Genomic DNA, 15,219 nt, shown 5'->3' with positions numbered 1-15,219 from the left:
CCCCCGCCCCGCCGCAGGCACACAACCCACCCGACACCACACGAGGAGCCCTCGATGACCACCACCGCGAAGGCCGCCGCACCGGCGGCGACCGCGAAGCAGCGGCCGGGTGACCGCTGGTTCTCCGGGGCGGCACTGTTCGCCGGGTCGATGATCCTCGTCACCCTGGCCGCCGTGGCGGTGTTCCTGGTCGTGCAGTCCATCCCCGGGCTCACCGCGACCCCCGAGGACGCCACGATCCTCAAGAGCGACTTCTGGGCCTACGTCGCACCGCTCGCGTTCGGCACGGTCTGGGCCGCGGCGCTCGCGCTGCTGTTCGCGGTGCCGCTCTCGATCGCCGTCGCGCTGTTCATCTCGCACTACGCTCCGCGCCGGCTCGCGCAGGGTCTCGGCTACGTCGTCGACCTGCTGGCCGCCGTGCCCTCGGTCGTCTTCGGCATCTGGGGCATCGCGGTACTGGCCCCTGCGGCGCTGCCGGTCTACACCTGGCTGAACCAGAACATGGGCTGGATCCCGCTCTTCGACGGGAACCCTTCCGGCCGCAGCATCCTCACCGCCGCGATCGTGCTGGCCGTGATGGTGCTGCCGATCATGACCGCCATCTGCCGCGAGATCTTCCTGCAGACCCCGCCGCTGCACGAGGAGGCCGCCCTGGCCCTCGGCGCGACCCGCTGGGAGATGATCCGCATGGCGGTGCTCCCCTTCGCCCGCGGCGGCATCGTCTCGGCCGCCATGCTGGGTCTGGGCCGCGCCCTCGGCGAGACCATGGCCGTCGCCATGGTGCTCTCCGCGTCGGGCGGCATCACCTGGCGACTGCTCACGGCTCAGAACCCCAACACCATCCCCGCCAACATCGCGCAGACCTTCCCCGAGGCCTACGGTCTCAGCGTCAACGTGCTGATCGCGACCGGCCTCATCCTCTTCGTGGTCACGTTCCTCGTGAACGCCGCCGCCCGCTGGATCGTGAACCGCCGCAAGGAATTCTCGGGAGCCAACTGACATGACCCTCACCGCCACTCCCCCGGTCGCCCCGGCGCCCGCCACCCCGATGCGCATCACGAACGGACACCTGCCGGCGTGGAGCCCGTGGGCCATCCTCGGCCTCGCTCTCGTCGTCTCCGGCGCCGTCTTCGGGGTGGTCGCCGTCAGCGGCGGCGGATTCAACTTCGCCGGCTGGCTGATCGTCGCCGCGCTGCTGTACATCCTGCTCATCGCCGTGATCTCCACGGTGGTGGAGGGGCGCCGCAAGGCCACCGACCGGGTCGTCACCGGCCTGGTCAGCGGCGCCTTCCTGCTCGCCATGGTCCCGCTGGTCTCGGTCGCGATCACCGTCATCGAGAACGGCGTCAAGGGGCTGTCCGCCGAGTTCTTCTCCAGCTCGATGCGCAACGTGGTCGGCGAAGGCGGTGGCGCGCTGCACGCCATCATGGGCACCGTCGAGATCACGCTCACCGCGGCGGTGATCTCGATCCCGATCGGCCTGCTCACCGCGATCTACCTCGTCGAGTACGGTCGCGGCAGGCTCGCCCGTGGCATCACGTTCCTCGTGGACGTGATGACCGGCATCCCGTCGATCGTCGCCGGTCTGTTCATCTACGCCCTGTTCGCGCTGATCATGGGACCCGGCATCCGCCTCGGCATCATGGGCGCGCTGTCGCTGGCCGTGCTGATGATCCCGGTCGTCGTGCGCTCCAGCGAAGAGATGCTGCGCCTGGTGCCGAACGAGCTGCGCGAGGCCTCGTACGCACTGGGCGTGCCGAAGTGGCTGACGATCCTCAAGGTCGTCCTGCCGACGTCGATCGCCGGCATCGTGACCGGCGTCATGCTGGCCATCGCCCGCGTCATCGGCGAGACCGCCCCGCTGCTGATCACCGCAGGGTTCACCGCATCGATGAACTACAACCTGTTCGACGGCCGCATGATGACCCTGCCGGTCTTCGTCTACACCCAGTACATGAACCAGGGCATCCCGCCCGAGGCGTACGTGAACAGGGCCTGGGCCGCCGCGCTCGTCCTGATCCTCATCGTCATGGCGCTCAACCTCATCGCCCGCCTCATCGCCAAGTTCTTCGCCCCGGCCAAGGGCCGCTGAGCGTAGGTTTTCAGACAAGGAACCCGAAATGTCCAAGAGCATCGAAGTCAACGACCTCAACGTCTACTACGGCGACTTCCTCGCCGTCGAGGGCGTCTCCCTCGACATCCAGCCGCGCAGCGTGACCGCCTTCATCGGCCCGTCCGGATGCGGCAAGTCGACCTTCCTGCGCACCCTGAACCGCATGCACGAGGTCATCCCCGGTGCCAGGGTCGAGGGCGAGGTGCTGCTCGACGGTCGCGACCTGTACGCCCCCGGCGTCGACCCGGTGCTCGTGCGCCGGCAGGTCGGCATGGTGTTCCAGCGCCCGAACCCGTTCCCGACGATGTCGATCAAGGAGAACGTGCTCGCCGGCGTGAAGCTGAACAACAAGCGGATGTCGCGGTCGGACGAGGACGCGCTCGTGGAGCGGTCGCTGGTCGGCGCGAACCTGTGGAACGAGGTCAAGGACCGTCTCGACAAGCCCGGCTCGGGGCTGTCCGGCGGCCAGCAGCAGCGCCTCTGCATCGCCCGCGCGATCGCCGTCTCGCCCGAGGTCATCCTGATGGACGAGCCCTGCTCAGCCCTGGATCCCATCTCGACCTACGCGATCGAGGAGCTCATCGGTGAGCTGAAGAACGAGTACACGGTCGTGATCGTGACGCACAACATGCAGCAGGCGTCCCGCGTCTCGGACCGCACCGCCTTCTTCAACATCGCCGGCACCGGCAAGCCCGGCAAACTCATCGAGTACGACGACACCGCCACGATCTTCACCACCCCATCGGTGCAGGCGACCGAGGACTACGTCTCGGGACGCTTCGGGTGATTTCCGCCGCCGGGCGCCCCGGGTCGGAGATCACAGACCGTTCGCCCGCGCCACGGCATGTCACGCGACCTGAACGGTCGACACGCCACATGGCGACCGAGCGACCGGTGATTCCCCGCAACTGACTCGTCCTGGACAGACTCGATATCGGAACGGTTGTCCCCATTTCGTGGGAATTCGGGCATCGGTGATGCTCGGCGTCCCCGACCATACCGGGATGTCCGTCGTCTCAGTTCTCTCCGCATTCGGTCGGATCGCCCGCACATCCGAGCTCAAGACCCGGGGCGTCACCGAACGCGAGCTCACCTCGGCAGTGCGCTCCGGCGAGATCACGCGTATCCGGCAGGGCCTGTACGCGCTTCCCGGCATCGATCCAGTCATGATGCACGCTGCCGAGCACGGCGGTGTGCCCGGATGCACGGATGCCGGGCGGATGCATGGATTGTGGATCCTTGAAGGCGGCGAGCGGCACGTCTGGCTCGGCACCGCCGGCAACGAGCACGGCGCGTGCAAGGGGTGCCGGCTGCACTGGGACGAGGGGCTGGTCAAGGTCGGACAGCTGCCGCCTGTACACAACGTGCTGCTGCAGATCGCGGAGTGCTCCGGTGAGGAGACGTTCTTCGCGGCCTACGAGTCCGCACTGCGGTGGTCGAAGATCTCGCCCGGGGGCATCGCCTGGCTGTGGAAGCACCTGCCCGTGAGGATGCGGTGGCTGCTGGACTTTGCGCGCGGTGATGCCGACAGCGGCCTGGAGTCGCTGGTCCGGCTGCGGCTGCACAGGTCTGGGATCAGTCTTCGCCGGCAGATCTCCATCCGCGGCGTCGGCGAGGTGGACTTCGTCTACGGCGGATGGCTGATCATCGAGTGCGACGGCCGCGACAACCACGAGCGTGAGAAGGAGCGGCACAAGGACCTGATGCGGGATGCCGCGGCCGCCGCTCGCGGCTACGAGACGCTGCGCTTCGACTACGCGATGATCGTGCATGACTGGGGCGTGGTCGAAGCTGCGATCCTCGCCAAGGTGCGCTCGGGATCGGCTGGTCTCCGTCGGGAATCACAGACCGTCCGCCCACCAGACGGCGTGTCGGCTCCGCAGATCGCCCAACACGCCTCGCCGCGGGCATCCAACCCGTGATCTCCCACCGGATGCGGGCCTGGGCTGACGGGCCCGGACATGAAAAGACCGGGCCGCAAGAACGCCTCTCGGCGGAAGGCCGCTCGAAGCGGCAGAAGTTGGAGCCCGGGGTTATGCGGCCCGGCCGATCAAGTGTAACGCGTGTGACGCCGAAGTATTCCCCCGAGCCCTGACCTGGTGTGCCGTCGGCTCCGAGCCCATCGCACGCCGGGGCCGGTCCTCAGCGCGGGCTGAGCAGGAACGCGTTGAGCTCGGCGGTCAGCGGATCGATGCCGAGCACATGGTCGTCGATCGCCACGATCGGCGCCGCCAGCCGCACGCTGGAGACCAGCCAGGCGGCATCCGCCACGGCGAGATCGGATGCCGGGATCTGCGCGTACTCGGCCGCGAAGCCTCGCGCGGCGAGGTGCTCGTAGACACTGAGCTGAGTCGTGCCGTGCAGGATGCCGCCTGACGGTGCCGGCGTGACGAAACGGTCGCCGAATCGCAGGATCAGGGACGCCGTCGGGGCCTCGAGCACGTAACCGTCGCTGCTGAGGAACACCGCGTCGTTCGCACCGCGACGGTGCGCTTCGCGGATCGCGGCCATGTTCACGGCGTAGGACAGGGTCTTCGCCCCCAGCAACAGCCAAGGAGCGCGCTCGGCAGCGCGGATGTCATAGCCGCGATCGAGCGTGACGACACGGATGCCCTCGGTGCGCGGCACCGTGAAGTCCCCGGCCTTCGCCGCAGTCGCCCAGGCGGTCGGCGTCGGGCCGTGCTCGACGCCGCGGCTGAGGATGAGCTTGATCACGGCTTCGCCCTTCGGGCACTCCGCCGCCGCCACGGCGACGGCCTGTCGCCACTGCTCGAGGTTCGGGGCGGGCAACTCGCACAGCGCTGCGGAGTGCGCCAGGCGCGTGACATGCGCCTCGACCTCCTGCGGATGCCCGTCGACGACACCGATGGATTCGAACACGCCGTCGCCGCGCTGCGTGCTGAGTTCGCCGACGCTGAGAGCAGGAGCGGAGGCATCCACCGCGCGGAACGAATCGGAGTAGTCCGCACGCTCCTCAGCGGCGTCCGCGGGCACGATCATCAGGGCGAATCGGGTGGCCATGGTTGAAGCTTAGGCTCCCGGGAGCCCCTCAGCGCGGGATGCCGCGGCGCTCAATGCACGTCGGGAGTCAGCACCGTCGACAGCATCACCCGGCTGCGGTCCTCCCTCGCCCCGAGGTACGGGGACAGCAGTTCCCCGAGCCCCTTCTGGATGGTGGCGAGATCGTCTTCGTCGACGTAGAGCGGCGTGCGGCCGAAGCCGGAGAGATCCCGCAGGCCCGGGTCGCCGGCGAGGAACCGGTCGAAGTCCGCAGCCACCTCTCCGAGGAAGGTGAGGAACGCCGTTCTCAGTTGGGAGGCGTCGAGCCGGCGCAGTTCGTCGCGGTCGACGTGCGCCATGCGCTCCCCCAGCGCCAGCGTGCGCTCGACCGCTCCGCGCACCCGGCGCTCCTCGACCACGGTGAGGATGCCTGTGTCGATGAGCGTCGCAACATGACGGTAGAGCGTCGCCTGGGTCACATCCGGCAGCGCGGCCCGCAGCTCGGCGGTCGTGAGGCTGCGTCCGCCCAGCTGCTGGACGATCCGCAACCGGACCGGATGCAGGACGACGTGCGCGATCGATGATTCTTCTGGCATGCCGCTTCCCCCATTATTATCAAGCTGATAATGTTCTCAGTGCTGCATCTATTCTACGCGGGAGGCGGACATGACGACGCTGGAGTACACGACCACGGGGCTACGACTCCGATTCCCGGGCTGGGAGTCGACGATGGCCGGCAGAGGCACCTTCACGGCCGCGCCGGCGGACATCCGGGGTGCGATCAGCGAACCGGGCTGGAGCTCGGAGATCCTCGGGATGCGATCCGGGCTCGTGGTGTCCGGCTTCCGGAAGCTGGGAGTCTTCACGCATCCCTCAGGCGCCCGACGTCTGGTCTCGATGACACGCGGGCTGCCCTTGCTGCGCGTGCACCTCGATCGCGGCGCCACCGGATTCGACGAGTTGTTGGTGAGCACTCCGGACGCCGAGAACATCGCACGATCGATCCATGAGGGCGCACGTCGCTGATCCCGGCGGCCAGCCAGCAGCGGCGCCGCCGCGCCGCGAAGCTTCAGGTGAGCGTGCCTGAGCTCCAGGACTTCGCCGATGCGCTGAGGTCGTCGGCGTAGGCGCTCAGCCGCGCGGCGCGGCGGGTCAGGTCGCTCGCGCGGTCCGGTTCGGTGATCTCGTAGTCGTCGGCGGTGTGGGTGGCTCCGGAGGCCTGCACCCGGCAGAAGGACGCCGCACGATCGAGAGCGACGGCGAAGTCACCGCGGAATGCTCCGCGCATGATCGTGTCGATCAGGGTCACGAGCTCCTCGGGGCTCGCGGGGACCGGAGCGCCGGCGACCAGGGCATCCGCGCTGCGCAGCTCGACCCGCCCGCGCTCGTACAGCAGCGCAGTCGTGGCCGGGTCTCCGTGGATCGCAGCCTGCACGAGGTACAGTCGCCAGAGCGCACCCGGCAGCGAGCGCGCAGGAGCCTTCGACCACAGCTCCGCGATCTCGTCGATCCCGTGCTTCCCGGTGTACGCGATCAGGCGTTCGGCGCTCACGCCGCTGTCGTCCGCGCGCACGCGCGCCAGCAGAGCGGATGCCGTGGCGTGCGCGATGCGCGTCTCCTCGGCCGGATCGTGCGAGCCGACGAGGTTGTCGAAGGCAGCCGCGGGGCGGCGCTCTGGTCGGTGGAACTGCGCAGGCATCGCACCAGGGTACGCGCGGTGCCCGAACGGCGCGCCCATCCCCGCACTCTAGACTGGAACAACGGGCCTCTAGCTCAGTTGGCAGAGCATCGGACTTTTAATCCGCGGGTCGTGGGTTCGAGCCCCACGGGGCCCACCGTGTGTGCATCAGACGATGCGATGGTCGGCGTTCGCTAATGTCTGGGACATGGAGCGTCGTTTCAGGCAGGTTGACGTGTTCGGCGAGCAGCCGGGCACGGGGAATCCGGTGGCGGTCGTGCTCGACGCCGAAGGACTCGACGACGAGCAGATGCGGCAGTTCTCGGTTTGGTCGAACCTCTCGGAATGCACGTTCGTGCTGCCGCCAACCGATCCTGACGCGGATTACCGGGTGCGGATCTTCAGCCTGAGCGCGGAGCTGCCCTTCGCAGGGCATCCGACGCTCGGCACCGCGCGCGCCTGGTTGGATGCCGGTGGCATGTCCGCCGACTCGACGACTCTCATGCAGGAGTGCCGTGCCGGTCTGATCCCCGTCCGCATCGACGGCGAGAGCCTCGCCTTCGCCGCTCCCCCGCGGCTGCGCACCGGCCCCGTCGACCCGAACCTGCTGGCCGAGGTCACCGGCATCCTCGGCGTGGATCGGGAGCGCGTCGTGGATGCCGAATGGCTCGACAACGGACCTGGATGGGTCGGCCTGCTGCTCGACGGTGCCGAGACCGTCCTCGCGCTCGCGCCGGACGCCTCGCGGCATCCCGGACGCTGGGATATCGGCGTCGTCGGGCCGCAAGGCGCAGGGTCGGACACGGCGTTCGAGGTGCGTGCGTTCTTCACCGACGGTTCCGAACCGCTTCGGGAGGATCCGGTCACCGGCAGTCTGAACGCAGCAGTCGCGCAGTGGCTCACCGCCACCGGTCGCGCCGCGACGCCGTACACGGCAGCACAGGGCACGGCAATGGGACGCCGCGGCCGGGTGAGCATCACCTCCGCCGACGGCGAACTCTGGGTCGGCGGACGCGCCGACGTCGTCATCAGCGGCACGGTCGCACTGTGACCGCGCCCGATCCGCACGACCCCGCCTCGATCGCCCGGTTCGTCGACGGGATCGGATGCGGCGTCGTCGCGACCGTATCGCCCGACGGCGCTCCGGAGGCCGCGCTCGTCGGTCTCGCCGCCTTGGATGACGGCACCCTGATCTTCAACACACCGGATGCCGCGCGCAAGGTGGACAACCTGCGCACGACACCTCGGGTCGCGGTCGTCGTGACCCGAGAAGACGTGAGCGTGCAGTTCGAGGGCTCGGCGACCATCACAGCGGGCGCCGAGCGCGACCGGCTCGGTCGCGCCTACGAGCGCCGATTCCCGGGCTCCCGTGCATTCGCGGACGGGTTCCTCCTGGTCGCCGTGAGCCCCGACTGGGTGCGCGTCTACGACGCCGGCGTCCGCCCGGCTCAGGTCGCCGAGGCAGCCCGGCCGGGTTGATCTCGGAAAGTTCGGAATACCCCCGGGGGGTATTCAGTTCTTCCTCTTCGAAGCACCCATTCGAGGAGGAAACATGGACATCACCGGCACGACGATCTCCCGCGGCGGGCATCTGCTGACCGACGTCAGCGCCCCGACCGCCGCGGGCGAGGCGGGAACGCTGACGTTCACGATCCGCGCCGCCGACGGCACGCCGGTCACCGCCTTCGCACACAGCCACGGCAAGGCGCTGCATCTGATCGCGGTCCGCACCGACGGCACCGGATACCGTCATCTGCATCCCGCACTCGACGCCGCGACCGGTGTCTGGTCGACGCCGGTGACGTGGGATGCCGCGGGCTCGTACCGCATCTTCGCCGACGCGACGCCGCTCGGCGCTGAGGGCGTCACCCTGTCTCGCACGATCGACGTCGCCGGCGACCTCCGCCCTGCGGAGTATCGCGGCGAGCGCCGACACGTCACCGTCGACGGGCTGGACGTGCACCTCGACGGCGCCCTGCGCACCGGCGACGGCGGCGTGCTGACCGTCACGGTCTCGGAGCACGGGCATCCGGTGCAGCGCCTCCAGCCGTACCTGGGTGCCTTCGGGCACCTGGTCGCGTTGCGCGAGGGCGACCTCGCCTACCTTCACGTGCACGCCCTCGGTGAAGACCCCGCGCCCGCCGACCTCTCCGGCCCGGAGGTCGCCTTCCACGCATCCGCACCGACCCCGGGCCGCTACTTCCTGTACCTCGACTTCCAGGTCGACGGGCGCGTGCGCACGGGGTCCTTCGTCGTAGAGGCATCAGACTCACCGGCGGCTCCCACTGAGCATCACCTCCACCACGTCCACGCCCACTGACCCAACACCTCACGACTGGAGAAAGATCATGACCTCATCCCCCGCTCCGAGCCGCCGCCGATGGTGGGCGCTCGGACTCATCGCCATCGCGCAGTTCATGGTGATCATGGACACGTCGATCATCGGCGTCGCGCTCCCCCGCATGCAGGAGGACCTCGGCTTCACGCCGAGCACGCTCTCCTGGGTGTTCAACGCCTACGTCATCGCCTTCGGCGGCCTGCTGCTGCTCGGCGGCCGGCTCTCCGACCTGTTCGGCGCCCGGCGGCTGTTCGTCACCGGCTGGATCATCCTGCTGGTCGGATCCTTCGTCGCCGGGGCGGCCGGCGACGTCACCATCGAGCTCGTCGGACGCATCGTCCAGGGCGCGGGAGCCGCGCTCATCGCCCCATCGGCCCTGACGCTGCTGATGATGCTCTTCGGCGCGAACCCGAAGGACCTCACCCGCGCACTCGCCCTCTACGGTGCGGCGGCCCCCGCCGGCGGCACCGCAGGCGTGTTCCTCGGCGGCCTGATCACGCAGTACGCGTCCTGGCCGTGGGTGTTCTACATCAACATCCCGATCGCGCTCATCGCCGTCCTCGCCGCCCGCCCGCTGCTTCCCGGCGGAGCATCCGGCACCCGCGGCGGTGTCGACCTGCTCGGCGCACTCACCGCGACGCTGGGGCTCGGCGCCCTGGTCTACGGCATCGTCCGTGCCCCGGAGGCGGGCTGGGCGGCGACCGAGACGCTGATCGCGATCGGCGGCGGCGTGGTGCTGCTGGCCCTGTTCCTGGTGATCCAGGCGCGCTCGCGAAGCCCGCTGATGCCGCTGTCGATCTTCCGCGCGCCGCGACTCGGCGCCGCGAACCTCGCGCAGTTCTTCCTCGGTGGCGCGTGGATCCCGATGTGGTTCTTCCTGAACCTCTACCTGCAGCAGGTGCTCGGCTACAGCGCGTTCCCCAGCGGCGCCGCGCTGCTGCCCATGACTGCCCTGATCATGGTCGGCATGATCGTGCTGGCACCGCGCGTGATCGCCCGATTCGGTATGAAGACGCCGATCGTCGCCGGCCTCGTGCTGCTCGCGGCCGGACTCGGATGGCTGTCGCTGGTGCGCCCGGACGGGAACTTCCTCGTCGACGTGCTGCCCGGCTCACTGGTCGCCGCGCTCGGGATGTCGCTGGCCTTCATCCCCTCCCTCGGCACGGCCATCTCGGCCGCCCGTCCCGACGAGGGCGGACTGGCCTCGGGCATCGTGAACACCAGCTATCAGGTCGGATCGGCCCTCGGTCTCGCCGCGATGACCGCTCTCGCGGCCTCCTTCGGCGCGGAGCAGCTCGGCGACCTGCCGGCGCTCACCGACGGATACTCGGCGGCGTTCCTCGGCTCAGCGGCGGTCGCGCTGGTCGGCGGAGTGCTCGCGCTGGCCTTCTTCCGGCGCACGCCGGCGGCGGCGCCGGCCGCCGACCCGGCGGTGGAAGCAGCCGGCTGAGAGCGGGACACGGATGCGGCGGTTCGCGAGAGCGGACCGCCGCATCCGTCGCGCCCGGGCATGACGGATGTCATGGCCGATCGGTGACATCGTTCATGACGCGCTGCGACCTCGCCGTCGAAGACTGGAGTCATGACAGAGACAGCCACCATCATGAGCGCCGCGCCGCAGGCACCCGCCGACCGGCGGACGCTCCCCGCGATCGAGGCGACCGGCCTCACCAAGGCGTTCCGGGGCGTCACCGCCGTGGACGGCGTCGACCTGCGGGTCCGCCAGGGCGAGGTCGTCGCGTTCCTCGGGCCGAACGGCGCCGGCAAGACCACCACGATCGACATGCTGCTCGGACTCTCGCAGCCCGACCGCGGCGATGTCAGCCTGTTCGGTCTCACTCCACGGCAGGCGATCAGCCGCGGCCTCGTCTCGGCGGTGATGCAGACCGGCGGCCTGCTCAGCGACATCACGGTGCGCGACACGATGAAGCTCACCGCGTCGCTGTTCGCACAGACGACCGGCATCGACGCGGCGCTCGAGCGTGCCGGCATCCTCGACATCGCCGACCGGCGTGTGTCGAAGTGCTCCGGCGGCCAGCAGCAGCGTCTGCGCTTCGCGATGGCCCTGGTCTCGGACCCCGGCCTGATCGTGCTCGACGAGCCCACCACCGGCATGGACGTCGAGGGGCGCCATTCGTTCTGGCAGGCCATCCACGCCGACGCGCAGCGCGGCCGCACGGTGCTCTTCGCCACGCACTACCTCGAGGAGGCCGACCAGTACGCCGACCGCATCCTGCTGATCCGCAAGGGCCGGATCGTCGCGAACGGCACCACCGCCGAGATCAAGGCGATGGCCTCAGGGCGCACGATCGAGGCGGAGTGGGCGGACGCCGACCAGGCCGCCCTCCTGCGCCTGCCGGGCGTCGACTCGGTCGAGGTGCGCGGGACGCGCGTGATCGTGCGCTCCGGCGACTCGGATGCCGTGGCCCGCCACCTGCTCGGCCAGACCGACGCCCACGACATCACCATCACCAGCCAGAACCTCGAGCAGGCGTTCCTGCGCCTGACCGGCGACGATTCCGACGCCGAGATCTCCGAAGGAGCATGACATGACCACCGCAACCCTCGGGCGCCTCGACGCGATCGATCCGGCCGCCCGGCGCGCGCCCCGCTACGGAGGCTTCAGTTGGACCTTCCTCTCCGTCGAGCTCAAGCGCCTGTTCCGCAACTCCAGCGTCGTGATCTTCACGCTCATCTTCCCTGTCGCGATGCTGATCATGGTCGGCCTGCCGAACAAGAACGTGCCCATCAGCGACGTGCCCGTGGCGCAGGGCGGGATGTCGGCGGCCGTGCCGATCATGATCTCCATGGCCGTCTACGGCGCCATGGTCGCGAGCACGATGACCGGTGTCACGGTCGCCGCCGAGCGCACCCAGGGCTGGAGCAGGCAGCTGCGGCTGACGCCGCTGAACCCCGTCGTCTACATCCTGGTGAAGGTGCTCTGCGGGCTGGTGCTCGGCGGTATCGCCGTGCTGATCACGCTCATCCTCGGCTCCGCACTGGGCATCACCGCTCCGGTCGGCAACCTCGTCCTCGCCGGCCTGCTCGCCTGGCTGAGCTCGCTCATGATGACGAGCCTGGGACTCGCCGTCGGCTACGCCTTCCCAGCGCAGAACGCGATGCGCTACCTCGGCCCGATCCTGCCGATCCTCAGCTTCATGGGCGGGCTCTTCTTCCCGCTCGCGCTGATGCCGGATGGCGTGCAGATCGCGGCGAAGTTCACGCCGGTGTGGGGCATCGCGAACCTCTCGCAGTCGGCGATCATCGGCACCGCGCCCGACGTCTGGGCGATCCCCAACCTGGTCGTCTGGTTCCTGCTCTTCACCGGATTCGCCGTGCTGATGTTCCGCCGCGACACGAAGCGCGTCTGATCGTCGGACAGCACGCCCGCGCCGAGATGTGGCCGCCACGCCACCGACCCGGCGCGGGCGTGCGGTACCGGCGCCCGAGCGGACACGAGAGGATGAGGGGATGAGCCAGAACCGCGACGACGAACGGGCCGCGCTGCATCGCGATGTCGATCGCGCCGTCCGCAGCGCGGACTGGATCCCCTCGCCGTCGGACGGCAGCACCGTTCGCCCCGCCCGGGGCGGCTCCGCGTTCGCACGCGGCCTGGCCTGGCTGCGCGACGCGCTGCTCGCCCGCGGCGCCCGCCGCTGGTACTCGGGGGCAGCGATCAGCATCGGCTTCACGATCCTGTTCTTCCTGCTCCCGATGATCCAGGGCGAGCCCGCGCCGACCGCGGTGCTCTGGACCGTCGCGCTCCTGGTGTTCATCGTGCTGTTCCTGGCGTCCGCCCCGATCGCGATGGCGATGCCGGCCCGCTGGCGGTGGGCGCCGGCGACCGCGCTGCTGCTGCTCTCGACGGTGTTCGCCCTCGAACTGGACTCGGGATTCACCGGGCTCTGGGCCTACGTGGCCGTGTCCTATGCGATCTCGCTGATGCGCCCGCGCGAGTCGCTGCTGATCGTGATCGGGCTCGCCGTCGCCGCCTTCGGCCTGGCCCTCTGGAAGCCGCTCGGCGACCTGCCCGCCTGGGCGATGCCGCTGATCATCCTCTCCACGGGAGTGCTCATGGTCGCGTTCGCGCGAAACATCGCGACAGTGCGTCTGCTCCATGCCACGCGGAATGAACTCGCCGCCGTCGCCGTCGAGGAGGAGCGCAACCGAGTGGGTCGCGACATGCACGACATCCTCGGGCACTCGCTGTCGGCGATCGCGGTGAAGGCGGACCTCGCCGCTGCGCTGTCCGAGCGCGACCCGCAGGCGGCGGCCCGCGAGATCCGCGAGGTGCAGACCCTCGCGCGATCGACGCTCGGCGACATGCGCGCTGTGGTCTCCGGCTACCGGCAGGTGCGGGTGGCGAGCGAGCTCGCCTCGCTGCGCACGCTGCTGCCGGCATCCGGGCTGACCGCCCACCTGCCATCGACGACCGACGAGGTGCCCGAGCAGAACCGCGAGCTGTTCGGCTGGGTGCTGCGCGAGGCGGCCACCAACGTCATCCGGCACGCACAGGCCCGGCAGTGCTGGGTCACGCTCACCCCGCACCGGATCACCGTGGAGGACGACGGCGTCGGCCCCGTGTCGGAGGACTCCGGCGCAGGCACCGGCCTGCGCGGGCTGGCGGAGCGAGTGCAGGATGCCGGCGGCGCGCTGCGCGTCGGCCGCTCCCGCCGTGGCGGGTTCCTGCTGGAGGTGACGGCATGACCGTGCGGATCCTCGTCGCCGATGACCAGGCCCTGGTCCGAGGCGCTCTGGCGACCCTGCTCTCACTCGAGGACGACCTCGAGGTGGTCGCTCAGGTGGGCCGCGGCGACGAGGTGCTGGATGCCGCGCGCGAGCATCTCCCCGACGTCGCACTGCTCGACGTGGAGATGCCCGGCGTGGACGGTCTGACCGCCGCAGGGCTGCTGAAGCAGGAGCATCCCGGCATCCGCGTCGTGATCGTCACCACCTTCGGGCGAGCCGGGTACCTGTCCCGGGCCCTCGCCGCAGGTGTGACCGGCTACGTCGTGAAGGACACCCCCTCGGCCGAGCTCGCCGACGTCGTGCGGCGCGTGATGCGCGGCGAACGCGTGATCGATGCCGCGCTGGCGACCGATGCGCTCACCGCGGGGCAGTCGCCACTGACGCCGCGAGAGACGGACGTGCTGTCCGCGGCACGGCGCGGCGGCACGATCGCCGACATCGCCGCCGAGCTGCACCTGTCCGAGGGCACCACGCGCAACTATCTCTCTTCCGGTATGCAGAAGCTCGAGGCCCGCACGCGCGCCGACGCCGCACGCATCGCTGAGGAGCGTGGCTGGCTGGGCTGAGCGCCGGCGATCAGCCCCGCCGCGCCCTGTGTCGTCGCACGGCATCCCTGTTCGCGCACCGCACCGAGCAGTAGCGCTGCCTGCCGTTGCGGGTGACGTCGACGACGACCTTGCGGCAGGGCGAGGAGGCGCAGCGGCCGAGCCGTCCCATCCCGCGGCCCGCCAGATGCAGAGCGGTGCCGACGCTGAACACCGCACCGAGCACGAGCGGCAGCCTCGCCGTGTCGTCGCGGTAGTGCAGGTGCCATCCCTCTCCGTCGTGGTCGATGAGCTGCGGGTAGGCGCCTCGCGCGGCCATCTGCGCGTTCAGAAGCCGCGCACGTTCGGCGGGGGTGTCGGCATCCACGACACGCAGCCACTCGTCGAGCACCGCACGGGTGGCGGCATGATCGTCCGCGGAGGCTGCAAAGACCATCGTCATCCCGAAGTCACGGGTGCGCGCCTCGATCCCCTCTCTCGTCTCCGGCCAGTCGTCGGCCAGCGACGCCGCGAGCAGCACGGCGTACTCGCCGTAAGGGTTGAGATGCATAAGAGCATTACATCATCGTGGAGAGATGACCGCATCCCGCCCCCTGCCCCCACTCGTTCTCGCCGCTCCCGCCGCGCATGAGCACGGCTGGGTGACCGAGTCCCGGCACAGCACGTCCGAGGGCGTGATCGTCTACGTGCGATGCGCGGACTGCGGGATGCGGCGCGTCGACCTGTCACCATCGTGGGGGCAGCCGCCGACGGCGATGAGCCGGACCGCGCCACCTCCGCCGGCCCTCTGAGCCCC

At 69.8% G+C, this 15,219-nt stretch carries 18 protein-coding genes and 1 tRNA gene; 15 read left to right on the top strand and 4 right to left on the bottom strand.

Going from position 1 to position 15,219, the window contains the following annotated elements:
• Nucleotides 1-54 precede the first annotated feature (54 nt).
• The 4 genes from pstC (at nt 55) to ACFVAE_RS16080 (ending at nt 4,035) form a co-directional block, all read left to right on the top strand.
• On the top strand, nt 55-999 hold the full coding sequence (pstC, locus tag ACFVAE_RS16095; protein WP_378894278.1) for a phosphate ABC transporter permease subunit PstC: 945 nt from the start codon (nt 55-57) through the stop codon (nt 997-999).
• 1 nt (nt 1,000) lies between these two features.
• The gene (gene pstA, locus ACFVAE_RS16090; protein WP_378894275.1) at nt 1,001-2,092 is read left to right on the top strand and encodes a phosphate ABC transporter permease PstA; all 1,092 of its coding nucleotides are present in this window, start codon (nt 1,001-1,003) and stop codon (nt 2,090-2,092) included.
• 28 nt (nt 2,093-2,120) lie between these two features.
• The gene (pstB, locus tag ACFVAE_RS16085) at nt 2,121-2,900 is read left to right on the top strand and encodes a phosphate ABC transporter ATP-binding protein PstB (RefSeq protein WP_157310602.1); all 780 of its coding nucleotides are present in this window, start codon (nt 2,121-2,123) and stop codon (nt 2,898-2,900) included.
• 217 nt (nt 2,901-3,117) lie between these two features.
• On the top strand, nt 3,118-4,035 hold the full coding sequence (locus ACFVAE_RS16080) for a type IV toxin-antitoxin system AbiEi family antitoxin domain-containing protein (RefSeq protein ID WP_378894272.1): 918 nt from the start codon (nt 3,118-3,120) through the stop codon (nt 4,033-4,035).
• A 220-nt stretch (nt 4,036-4,255) separates the two neighbouring features.
• Here the strand turns inward: ACFVAE_RS16080 and ACFVAE_RS16075 are convergent, their stop codons facing one another.
• Together ACFVAE_RS16075 and ACFVAE_RS16070 are read right to left on the bottom strand one after the other, a co-directional pair.
• Nucleotides 4,256-5,134 (bottom strand): aminodeoxychorismate lyase, encoded by an 879-nt coding sequence (locus tag ACFVAE_RS16075; RefSeq protein WP_378894270.1) that lies wholly within the window; start codon nt 5,132-5,134, stop codon nt 4,256-4,258.
• A gap of 50 nt (nt 5,135-5,184) precedes the next feature.
• Nucleotides 5,185-5,709, bottom strand: coding sequence for a helix-turn-helix domain-containing protein (locus tag ACFVAE_RS16070; RefSeq protein WP_378894267.1), 525 nt, complete (start codon nt 5,707-5,709; stop codon nt 5,185-5,187).
• 70 nt (nt 5,710-5,779) lie between these two features.
• On the opposite strand from ACFVAE_RS16070, the gene ACFVAE_RS16065 reads away from it, so the two are divergent.
• Nucleotides 5,780-6,139: a hypothetical protein gene (locus tag ACFVAE_RS16065; RefSeq protein ID WP_378894264.1), complete on the top strand. Its 360-nt coding sequence runs from the start codon at nt 5,780-5,782 to the stop codon at nt 6,137-6,139.
• A 43-nt stretch (nt 6,140-6,182) separates the two neighbouring features.
• On the opposite strand, the gene ACFVAE_RS16060 is transcribed toward ACFVAE_RS16065, so the two are convergent.
• Complete coding sequence (locus tag ACFVAE_RS16060; RefSeq protein ID WP_378894262.1) at nt 6,183-6,812, bottom strand: DNA-directed RNA polymerase subunit beta; 630 nt, start codon at nt 6,810-6,812, stop codon at nt 6,183-6,185.
• Nucleotides 6,813-6,875: 63 nt separating this feature from the next.
• Here ACFVAE_RS16060 and ACFVAE_RS16055 point away from each other — a divergent pair.
• The 9 genes from ACFVAE_RS16055 (at nt 6,876) to ACFVAE_RS16015 (ending at nt 14,444) form a co-directional block, all read left to right on the top strand.
• Nucleotides 6,876-6,948: transfer RNA gene (locus tag ACFVAE_RS16055), tRNA-Lys, on the top strand.
• 51 nt (nt 6,949-6,999) lie between these two features.
• On the top strand, nt 7,000-7,842 hold the full coding sequence (locus tag ACFVAE_RS16050; RefSeq protein WP_378894260.1) for a PhzF family phenazine biosynthesis protein: 843 nt from the start codon (nt 7,000-7,002) through the stop codon (nt 7,840-7,842).
• Entirely contained in the window at nt 7,839-8,270 is a 432-nt protein-coding gene (locus ACFVAE_RS16045; RefSeq protein ID WP_378894258.1) for a pyridoxamine 5'-phosphate oxidase family protein, read from the top strand. Before ACFVAE_RS16050 ends, ACFVAE_RS16045 begins: the two co-directional genes overlap by 4 nt.
• Before the next feature lie 73 nt (nt 8,271-8,343).
• Nucleotides 8,344-9,111, top strand: coding sequence for a hypothetical protein (locus ACFVAE_RS16040; protein WP_378894257.1), 768 nt, complete (start codon nt 8,344-8,346; stop codon nt 9,109-9,111).
• A 28-nt stretch (nt 9,112-9,139) separates the two neighbouring features.
• Nucleotides 9,140-10,579, top strand: coding sequence for an MFS transporter (locus tag ACFVAE_RS16035; protein ID WP_378894255.1), 1,440 nt, complete (start codon nt 9,140-9,142; stop codon nt 10,577-10,579).
• Between the two features lie 132 nt (nt 10,580-10,711).
• Nucleotides 10,712-11,677 carry an ABC transporter ATP-binding protein gene (locus ACFVAE_RS16030; RefSeq protein ID WP_378894252.1) on the top strand — a complete coding sequence of 322 codons (966 nt, stop codon included), beginning with the start codon at nt 10,712-10,714 and terminating at the stop codon, nt 11,675-11,677.
• A 1-nt stretch (nt 11,678) separates the two neighbouring features.
• A complete protein-coding gene (locus tag ACFVAE_RS16025) occupies nt 11,679-12,500 on the top strand; it encodes an ABC transporter permease (RefSeq protein WP_378894250.1) in 822 nt (273 codons plus the stop codon).
• A gap of 100 nt (nt 12,501-12,600) precedes the next feature.
• Entirely contained in the window at nt 12,601-13,836 is a 1,236-nt protein-coding gene (locus ACFVAE_RS16020; RefSeq protein WP_378894247.1) for a sensor histidine kinase, read from the top strand.
• Nucleotides 13,833-14,444, top strand: coding sequence for a response regulator transcription factor (locus tag ACFVAE_RS16015; RefSeq protein WP_378894245.1), 612 nt, complete (start codon nt 13,833-13,835; stop codon nt 14,442-14,444). Before ACFVAE_RS16020 ends, ACFVAE_RS16015 begins: the two co-directional genes overlap by 4 nt.
• Nucleotides 14,445-14,454: 10 nt before the next feature.
• Here ACFVAE_RS16015 and ACFVAE_RS16010 read toward each other — a convergent pair whose 3' ends face one another.
• Nucleotides 14,455-14,973 carry a CGNR zinc finger domain-containing protein gene (locus tag ACFVAE_RS16010; RefSeq protein WP_378894242.1) on the bottom strand — a complete coding sequence of 173 codons (519 nt, stop codon included), beginning with the start codon at nt 14,971-14,973 and terminating at the stop codon, nt 14,455-14,457.
• A gap of 25 nt (nt 14,974-14,998) precedes the next feature.
• On the opposite strand from ACFVAE_RS16010, the gene ACFVAE_RS16005 reads away from it, so the two are divergent.
• The gene (locus ACFVAE_RS16005; RefSeq protein ID WP_378894239.1) at nt 14,999-15,214 is read left to right on the top strand and encodes a hypothetical protein; all 216 of its coding nucleotides are present in this window, start codon (nt 14,999-15,001) and stop codon (nt 15,212-15,214) included.
• The last annotated feature ends 5 nt before the right edge of the window (nt 15,215-15,219 follow it).

Origin of the sequence: Microbacterium sp. NPDC057659, from assembly GCF_042799915.1 — a bacterium.
Taxonomy (GTDB): domain Bacteria; phylum Actinomycetota; class Actinomycetes; order Actinomycetales; family Microbacteriaceae; genus Microbacterium.
Note: the sequence above shows the minus strand (reverse complement) of the source record. Positions and strands in the feature narration are given on the sequence as shown.